Source organism: Enterobacter cloacae complex sp. GF14B (assembly GCF_004136805.1).
GTDB classification, from domain to species: domain Bacteria; phylum Pseudomonadota; class Gammaproteobacteria; order Enterobacterales; family Enterobacteriaceae; genus Enterobacter; species Enterobacter hormaechei_C.
In genome coordinates, this window is sequence record NZ_QFRV01000281.1 from 1 (window position 1) to 1,293 (window position 1,293).

At 62.7% G+C, this 1,293-nt stretch carries 2 protein-coding genes; both read right to left on the minus strand.

What is annotated here, in order from left to right; genetic code table 11:
- Window positions 1-503, minus strand: a 503-nt coding sequence (locus DD606_RS25250; RefSeq protein WP_306768330.1) for an IucA/IucC family protein, incomplete at its 3' end; no start/stop codon positions are given.
- Window positions 500-1,293 (minus strand): GNAT family N-acetyltransferase (locus DD606_RS25255; RefSeq protein ID WP_139158384.1); only part of this gene is annotated, 794 nt, incomplete at its 5' end. The genes DD606_RS25250 and DD606_RS25255, both read right to left, overlap by 4 nt.

Consider the following 1,293-nt stretch of genomic DNA (forward strand, 5'->3'; position numbering starts at 1 on the left):
CAGTGCAGGCGAAAACGCCCGCGATATTCCGGCGCGTACAGGCGCAGGGCATCCAGCCCCCAGCCGCGGCGTCCCTTATTGAAAATAAACTTCGGGTGACCGCGCATCAGGCACTGTAGCTCGTCCGGGTCAAGGTGGATCAGCGCATCGGCATCCAGCGTTTCACGCGCCTGCAACAGCTGCATGTCGCCCCGCAGCGTGGCGTAGAGATCTTCCATGTGCTCCGCCGTTTGCGCGTCGCTCATCTCCAGTACGGTGGCCAGTTGCAGCAGCGCGTTTTCCGCTTCGACCGCCGCGCCGCTGGTGGTGGTCAGGGTATCAGGGTCAATATGCAGCCAGCCCCAGATCCCACGCGTGGCGCGAAACTGCCAGCACGCGTTGCCCATACTGATGCGCCAGTAGTCCGCCGAATCCGGCTCGGCGCGCAGGATGCGTTCATATTCCAGTTCGGCGAGGATCTTCGCCACCATCTCGCGGTTCACTTTCTGCCAGAGCGCGTTCACAGTTCCACCTCGTGGAAGAAGCGATGACGCTCGCTCATGATGAGGCGGGAGCGTTTGTGCGGGAAGTCGAACTCTTTCACCGTGTCGAAACCGGCGGACGCCAGATGGCGGAACAGACGCTGGTTGTCGAAGCGCGGTTCCGCCACAATGCGCGCCGTGCGCGGTTCATCGAGATACAGATAGTGGCTCAGGCCGCGCAGCCAGCTGCGGATATACTGCGCTCCGCGCCAGTTCTCTTCGCCCACCAGCATATGCAGCCCGCGGTCAAAGGGCTGCCAGCGATAGTGGCGGCCAATGCGGTCTTCCGCCGCCCAGTAGAGTTCAAAATAGCCGAATGGCTGATCGTCAAAGCAGCCGATCACCGGATAGCAATAGGTCGAGTCGAGCTGGCGACGCAGGTAGTTCTCCTGCTCGGCCTGCGGGCCGGCCATCTCCCAGAAAGCGTTCACGCGTGGGGTGTTCATCCAGCGGGTAAAACGCTCGCCGTCCAGCGCCACGTCCGCCACGCGGAAGCTCAGGGTGCGCTTAATCTGCGGATCGTAACGGCGATACACCTCGCCCTGTGGGCGGTGAGGGCGCAGCGGGAAGTACAGCTGACGGCTTTCGTCAAACTGCATTCCGCCGCTCGCCTGCGGGCGTTCGCCTTTCAGCCACAGCGGCAGCTGCCAGAAAATTTCACGCGCCAGATAATCTCCGTGAACGAGGCTAAACAGCGCCTGCGCCTGAGGTTCATCCTGCCAGGCTGCCCACGGCAGGGTAATGCCGGTCAGGGCGGGCGCGGCAACAAACA